Raw genomic sequence first — 7,214 nt, 5'->3', positions numbered from 1 at the left:
TACGATATGCCGCAAGGAGAGAGACGACTTCCCCGTGAGGAAATCCGAAGGAATTGCCGGCTCCGCAGGAAATGACCGCTGCCGACGGGGCCGCTTCTTTTACCAGTTCTTCTGTCGTGGCCGTACAGCTGCCGTGGTGGCCGTTTTTCAGGATCGTCGTCCTCAGCGCCCCGGATGTCATGTACTGCAGCAGGACCCGTTCACTTTCCTTTTCCGCATCGCCCATGAACAGCATAGAGAAAGTCCCGTATTCCAGGCGGCAGACGAGAGAAAAATTATTCTCCCTGCCCTGGGAAGACTGGAGCGCCCCGTATCCCCGTTCTCCCCGTGCGGGTGGCGATACAATTTCCAGAGTCAGCCCGTCCGTCCAGGACAGGATCTGTCCGCGCTGCAGTGTTTTACAGGCAATCCCCTTTTGGGCAGCTATCTTACGGTAGTGGGCATATACGGGAGAATCCGATTCCTGACCGTTGTCGTAAATGCAGGCGACCGGCAGCGTTTTCAATAGCACAGGCGCACCGCCAATATGGTCTTCGTGAGGGTGGGTCAGAATCAGCGCTTCCAGATAACGCACGTGGAACTGCTGCAGCTGGGACAAAAGCCGGTCCGTGCCGTCGCTGTCCCCGCAGTCGATGAGGAAATCGCCTGTCTTATGCCGTATGAGTACAGCATCTGCCTGTCCGGCCGACAGGACGTGAATGTGCAGATTGCTGTCATCGCGCGTATGTGATGCACAGCCTGCCAGACAAAAAACAAGGACTGTCGCCAGTATCAGTGCGATACGGAACAGTCCTTTTCCCTTACAGGGATACACGAATTATGCCTCCGTTACCAGGGGCCGCTGCAATACGGGCAGCGGGCGGTTGTCTTCCAGGCGGGTAATGACCCGGGGAACGGCGTCGGCCACTTCCATAGGCAAGAATCCATAGGAGCCATACGTATCATGGCAGATATCACCGGCGGCACTATGGAGCCAGACAGCCGCGCAGGCTGCCGTAGTCAGGCTGGTCATGCCGTCGTGTACGGCCAGGGCCGCTACCATGCCCGTCAGGATATCTCCCATGCCGCCACAGGCCATGCCGGCATTGCCGCCGGGATTGACGTAGGCGTGGAGTGTCCTGGGCGAGACGATGACGGTCGGCGCCCCTTTCAGGACCAGCGTTACCTGCCATTCCCGGACAAACTGTTTGGCTGCAGCGATACAGTCTTTTTTGATATCCGCCAGGGGCAGTCCGCTGAGACGGCTGAACTCTGCCAGATGGGGCGTCATGATGATGCGTCCGCCGTAAGGTGCAATGAAATCCCGTTCTCCTGCCAGAAGGTTCAGGGCATCGGCATCGAGTACCAGCGGGCACGACGTGTGGGCAATGACTTCTTTCAGGAACATCCTGGTATCTTCCTGTTTTCCCATGCCCGGTCCCATGGCCAGTACCGACCAGTTCCGGCTTTCTTCGATGATTTCTGCCGCATCGGCTGCCGTAAAATGATCGCCCGTTCCGACGCCGCGTACCATGGCTTCAGCCTGCCGGCCAATGCAGTAAGGCGCCGTACGCGCCGGCACCCGCAAAAAGAGCTTGCCTGCTCCGCTGCGAAGAGCGCCGCGGGCAGCCATCAGGGCCGCTCCGGCCATATCACTGCTGCCGGTCACGATAGCGACCGTGCCATGCGTTCCCTTATGGGAATCGGGACTGCGCGGCACCAGGACTTCCGATATGTCGCTTTCTTCCAGCATATACGCCCCATCGTCTTCCCGTCCGGTCAAAAGCGGCCGGGGCATGCCAATATCGTCGCAGACGACAACACCGGAACAAGTGCGTCCCGGATACAGGAGCAGTCCCCGTTTCCAGACACCGAAGGTGACGGTCATATCGGCAAAGACCGGCCCGGCCGCCTCTTCATCACCACTGCCGCTGACATCGCCCGTATCGGCATTGACGCCCGTCGGGATATCGACGGCAATGACCCGGAGCGTACCCGACGCGGCCACTTCGTTGACCATATTGACTATCCGGCTCACGGGCATGCGCAGCGTGCCGTGGAATCCCGTTCCCAGAATGGCGTCGATGACGACCTGGCTGGAAGACAGGCGCCGGTACAGCCTGTCCCATGCCTTGTCCGATGGCGCAAAGTAATCGATGAGGCACGTTTCTTCATCGGCCAGTTCCTGCAGCGTATGGAGATGAGCCCGGGCTTCCGGGCTATACGATTCCACCGTTCCCAGTACATAGACGTATACCCGGGCGCCACGGTTCAGCAGATGACGGGCGATGACAAAGCCGTCTCCGCCGTTATTTCCCTTGCCGCACAAGATGACAACGTCCTTACCCTGCCAGCCATGAACGGCTGTTTCTGCATGGGTAACGACGGCATGGCCGGCATTTTCCATGAGGACCGCCGGCGCGATGGCATACTGGCCGTGCATGGCCGTCTGGTCCATGAGCCGCATCTGGGCCGCCGTATTGAGTTTTTGCATGAGAACCTCCTTAAGGTGTATTACAAGTATAACGCCGGGTCAACGGCTTCCCCATTGACGCGGATTTCAAAATGGACGTGGGGCCCTGTCGAATTTCCCGTAGAACCGGCATAAGCAATGACATCTCCCTGCTTTACGGTCTGACCGGTTATGACATTGAGGCGTTCATTATGGCCGTACAAGGTCGTCATGCCATTGCCGTGATCAATGACGACGGCATTGCCATAGCCGCTGATCCAGTCGGCTTCGACGACGACGCCACCCATGGCTGCCTTGACTGGCGTACCGTAATCCACGCCGATATCCATACCGGAATGAAGGATCTGCCGGCCATAAATGGGATGGATGCGGTATCCGAAGGGAGATGTAATGACGCCCTTCACAGGCCAGATCATATCACCCTTGCCAGGGCCTGCAAAGGGTTTGCGCCCTTTAAAATCTTTTTTGATAGATTCACTGAACGGCTTGGAAATGCTGTCTTTGGAATCGTGCCAGTGGCTCCATTGCTGTACCTTGCCTGACTTGTCGTTCACATCGATGACGACGCGGTTGCTGATTTTCTGTTTGGCATTGCCATCCAGCGTAAAGACTTTCAGATCTTTCGTATTCACCGCTTTGGGCACGCGGATGCGGACCTCCGCATGAGGGCCCTTATTTCCAAGTTCCAGCCGTGAAATGACGTTCTGATTTACCTGGGGGCGGGGATTGATGCTCCGGCTCAGGTTGGTATTGGGAATCGTGACAACGATATTGTAGCCGCTTTTATCAATGGCAAACCGCGGCTGGACCGGCCCGGTGACATCCAGAACGGTACGGACAAAGGGTGTATCGGCATCGTTGCGGGTCACGACGCGGACATTGGTAATATTCGTTTTAGATGCCCCTTGGGAAATTCCCACGGGCAGCAGGCTGGCCACGACAATGAGAGGCCAGATCAGAAATTTCTTGTACACACTATCTTCTCCTTTATGTGCTATGAATTCAACGCCTCTATTATAGCACATCGGGAATAGAAACTTAATCTCCACTCTAAGGAATTATCGTCACAGCCAGACGACCTGGGCGATGGCATACTGGCCGTCATGTGCCAGGGACAAGGACAACTCCCCCCGTTTCTCCAGCAGTACCGCACAGGCTCCGTGCAGGACAAAGGAGGGTGCGCCCAGCTCATCGTGCCGCACTTCCACATCGGTCCAGGCCCCTTTGCGGAAGCCCGTGCGGCAGGCTTTCCAGAATGCCTCTTTGGCAGCAAACATGGCGGCAAAGGAAGCATACTGTCCCTTTCCCCGGCTGCGGCAGTAGGCAATTTCCTGTTCCGTAAATAAGCGCTGCAGGGACTGGCCGCGGGTACAGACCAGTTTTTCCATGCGCCCGATTTCTACAATATCTACTCCACAAGTCATACAGAGTCCTCCCAGACGGGCATGTTCCCGTTTTAAATCTTGTTTGAAGTTTGACGTTTGACGTTTGATGCTTAAAACGACAAGAGGCTGTCGCATTAAGTATTTCCTTAATGCGGCAGCCTCTCTTCTGACCCATGCTCTTTACCATTTCTGCATGCGGATACAGACGGCAATGCCTTCCAACAGCACCTTGAACGTGGCAAAGGCGACGGTCACATCATCATATACGTTAGGTGCCACTTTATACGAAATAGTGACTTCCTTTTTCTGATAATCATACCGCAGGCCATGCAGATTGGATTCAAACGTATACTGCGGCGCCGGTATCTTGAACTGTGGCGGCTTTTCGACCTGAAGGCCATGCAGCATGCGTTCCAGAAGAACGCGTTTAGGGACTTCTACCTGAAGCATTTCTTCCACAAAATTATCCAGCACAGACATGGATGCCTCAGTTTTCGTCAAAGAAATAGGCGTGGATGGCACGGACAGCTGTATCTACCTGGTCTTCAGAAATGAGGCAGGTGATGCTGATTTCCGAAGTGGAAATGATTTCAATGTTGATATTGTTTTTGCCCAGGACGCCGAACATGCCGGAAGCAATGCCCGGATGGCCGGCCATGCCGGCACCGACGACGGAGACTTTCGCCATCTTGTCATCGATGAGGATATCTTCGACAGGCATCATCCCTTTAATCTGTTCCAGTACGTCTTTGGCAGACGCCAGTTCATCCCGGGAAATCGTAAAGGTAATATCCGTTACGCCTTCGTTGGCAACGCGGACACTCTGGACGATCATATCGACAACTACGTTGGCATTGGCCAGTGTTTCAAACAATTTATACGCGTAGCCCGGTTTGTTGGGGATTCCCAGAACGGTGATTTTAGCAACATTTTTATCTTCTGCGACGCCGCGGATCAGATACTGTTTGATTTCCATGGAATAAGCCTCCTGTATGATAGTACCTTCGTTTTCGGAAAATGTGGAACGGACATGGATGGGGATATTGAAACGGCTGCCCATTTCAACGGCCCGGGGCTGCATGACGCCAGCGCCGAGTTTGGCCATTTCCAGCATTTCTCCGTAGGTAATTTCTTTCATTTTCTGCGCATTGGGCACGACGCGGGGATCCGATGTATAGATGCCTTCTACGTCCGTGTAGATTTCGCACACATCGGCATGGATGGCACCGGCGATAGCGACAGCCGTCGTATCCGAGCCGCCCCGGCCCAGTGTGGTGATATCGCCCGAATCCGTAATGCCCTGGAACCCGGCGACGATGACGATATTTCCTTCATCCAGCGCTTTTAAGATGCGGTCCGGCTGGATGTCCAGGATACGGCCCTTGTTAAAGGCGTCACTGGTAGTGATGCCCGCCTGGGCACCCGTAAAGGAAATCGACTTGTGGCCGGCTTCCTGGAAAGCCATGGCCATCAGCGCAATGGAGACTTGTTCCCCCGTAGAAAGAAGCATATCCATTTCACGGCCATATGTTTTCGATGTGATCTGGCTGGCCAGTTCAATCAGTTTATCCGTTGACTTACCCATAGCTGATACGACGATGACGATTTTGTCATCGGGCTGGGATCCTTTGAGCACGCGCTGTACGATAGCGCGCATCTTATCCGGCGTGGCTACTGAGCTGCCGCCAAATTTCTTCACAATTAATGCCAACTTATATCCCTCGCTTTTATTGAATTAAAGCCTGTAGTATACGTCGCTAAACGACTACCTCCTGCCATGATATCATGCACTACGCCTATTGTAAAGTATCAAAAAAATGTATACAAAAATTTTGTCATGCCTGACGAAATTTATACTGGCTATAATCTGTCTCCGGTCATCCAGACCGGCAGAATACACCAAAAAAGACTGCCACACCGCAGATGGTGCAACAGCCTTTTCCTGTCGTGGTATGATGAGTAATCAGTAAGCCGAGTTTTGTTCTGCCTTGCGGCAGCGACAATCATCTATCTAGACATACTGTTGCCAGCATGTTCAAGCGACACAACCCGGAAGATCAGCGGGCCGCTTCATCCCTTCCCTATTCGGTCTTGCTCCAGATGGGGTTTACCTAGCCAGTACATTACTGCACTGCTGGTGCGCTCTTACCGCACCGTTCCACCCTTACCGCTTGCGCGGCGGTACACATTTCTGTGGCACTATCCCTAAAGTCACCTTCGCCGGACGTTATCCGGCATCCTGCCCTGCGGAGCTCGGACTTTCCTCTGACCCGGAGGCCAGCGATTGTCATTCATACTCATCTGCGTAATCGTATCATAAATCGCCCGTGCCGTCAAGGGAGAAGTGTCGTTCGTCGTCTGCCGCCCCGTCCTATCGTGGCCAGTCGTGAAGGGACGGAATGCCGTATGCCGATTGGGCATGGCTGACGGCCCGGCGTACGGCCTGTTCCACCGCATAGGCAGCAAGGGTGCCGACGGTGTTGAGCTCTGCCGGCACATTTCCTACGCTGAGGGCGTACAGGGCATCGCCGTCGGCCGTCGTATTGACCGGCCGGATGGTCCGCACCAGACCGTTGCTGGCAAGTGCTGCGATTTTTCCCATATGGGCCTTGTCAAAGGCCCCGTTGGTCACGACGGCCCCGATAGTCGTGTTGGTCGTCCCGCCGGCGGCCTGGCGCTGGGAGAACAGCGTGTCCGTCGTGCCGTATTCTTCCAGGAGCACCCGGCGCGTATCGGCAAATCCCCTGCCTTCACGGCTGCGCATGCCTGCCAGGATCTGGCCGTCTTCCCCGAGCACGTCGCCCAGGGCATTGACGGCCACGACGGCGCCGACCTGCAGGTCCCCGGTCTGTACGGCATAAACTCCCAGGCCGGATTTCATCATATAGGAAGGGCCGCAGCATTTCCCGACCGTCGCTCCCGTACCGGCGCCGTGATTGCCCATGAGGGTATGATTCTGTTCGGCCTGTACACAGGCTTCATATCCCATGGCCGCATCAGGCCGCACATTGCTGCCACAGCCCAGATCGTAAATACACGATGCCAGTACGAGAGGGACCTTGCAGATCCGCGTGTCGAAGCCGATATCGTGTTCTTCCAGATACTGCATGACGCCGGCTGCCGCGTTGAGGCCAAAGGCACTGCCACCGCTCAAGAGTACAGCATGGATGCGTTCCGCTGCCGCCCGGGGATTGAGCAGTTCCGTCTCCCGGCTGGCCGGGCCGCCACCGCGCACGTCCAGTCCGCACGGCGCCCCATCGGGACAAATGAGGACGGTGCATCCCGTTCCTCCGGCCGCATCTTCACTGCTGCCGATACAAAAGCCCTGTATATCCTGTAAGGAAATTTCACGCAACATGTTCTCACCTGCTATTTCT

General features: G+C 55.6%; 7 protein-coding genes and 1 other RNA gene. All 8 read right to left on the bottom strand.

Translation table 11 applies throughout. From position 1 onward, the window contains the following. Positions 1 to 814, bottom strand: an 814-nt coding sequence (locus tag DBO31_RS06195) for a ComEC/Rec2 family competence protein (RefSeq protein ID WP_150824708.1), incomplete at its 3' end; no start/stop codon positions are given. A 3-nt stretch (positions 815 to 817) separates the two neighbouring features. Continuing rightward, positions 818 to 2,473 (bottom strand): NAD(P)H-hydrate dehydratase, encoded by a 1,656-nt coding sequence (locus DBO31_RS06190; protein ID WP_150824707.1) that lies wholly within the window; start codon positions 2,471 to 2,473, stop codon positions 818 to 820. Positions 2,474 to 2,493: 20 nt separating this feature from the next. Then, positions 2,494 to 3,426, bottom strand: a complete 933-nt coding sequence (locus DBO31_RS06185) for a M23 family metallopeptidase (RefSeq protein WP_234995417.1) — start codon at positions 3,424 to 3,426, stop codon at positions 2,494 to 2,496. Positions 3,427 to 3,516: 90 nt separating this feature from the next. Beyond that, on the bottom strand, positions 3,517 to 3,876 hold the full coding sequence (gene acpS, locus DBO31_RS06180; RefSeq protein ID WP_059077278.1) for a holo-ACP synthase: 360 nt from the start codon (positions 3,874 to 3,876) through the stop codon (positions 3,517 to 3,519). A 141-nt stretch (positions 3,877 to 4,017) separates the two neighbouring features. Beyond that, positions 4,018 to 4,317 carry a hypothetical protein gene (locus DBO31_RS06175; protein WP_059077279.1) on the bottom strand — a complete coding sequence of 100 codons (300 nt, stop codon included), beginning with the start codon at positions 4,315 to 4,317 and terminating at the stop codon, positions 4,018 to 4,020. Positions 4,318 to 4,324: 7 nt separating this feature from the next. Continuing rightward, a complete protein-coding gene (locus DBO31_RS06170; RefSeq protein WP_075582188.1) occupies positions 4,325 to 5,548 on the bottom strand; it encodes an aspartate kinase in 1,224 nt (407 codons plus the stop codon). 241 nt (positions 5,549 to 5,789) lie between these two features. Next, positions 5,790 to 6,137: RNase P RNA component class A (gene rnpB / locus DBO31_RS06165), an RNA gene on the bottom strand. A gap of 71 nt (positions 6,138 to 6,208) precedes the next feature. Continuing rightward, the gene (locus DBO31_RS06160) at positions 6,209 to 7,195 is read right to left on the bottom strand and encodes a P1 family peptidase (protein WP_150824705.1); all 987 of its coding nucleotides are present in this window, start codon (positions 7,193 to 7,195) and stop codon (positions 6,209 to 6,211) included. Positions 7,196 to 7,214: the final 19 nt, after the last annotated feature.

The organism is Megasphaera sp. DJF_B143, assembly GCF_900320625.1.
Lineage (GTDB): Bacteria > Bacillota > Negativicutes > Veillonellales > Megasphaeraceae > Megasphaera > Megasphaera hexanoica.
Note: the sequence above shows the minus strand (reverse complement) of the source record. Positions and strands in the feature narration are given on the sequence as shown.

Excerpts from the sequence above, each read along its gene's own strand:
- DBO31_RS06190 (WP_150824707.1), bottom strand. The coding sequence starts at position 2,473 with ATGCAAAAACTCAATACGGCGGCCCAGATGCGGCTCATGGACCAGACG.
- DBO31_RS06175 (WP_059077279.1), bottom strand. The coding sequence starts at position 4,317 with ATGTCTGTGCTGGATAATTTTGTGGAAGAAATGCTTCAGGTAGAAGTC.
- acpS (WP_059077278.1), bottom strand. The coding sequence starts at position 3,876 with ATGACTTGTGGAGTAGATATTGTAGAAATCGGGCGCATGGAAAAACTG.
- DBO31_RS06160 (WP_150824705.1), bottom strand. The coding sequence starts at position 7,195 with ATGTTGCGTGAAATTTCCTTACAGGATATACAGGGCTTTTGTATCGGC.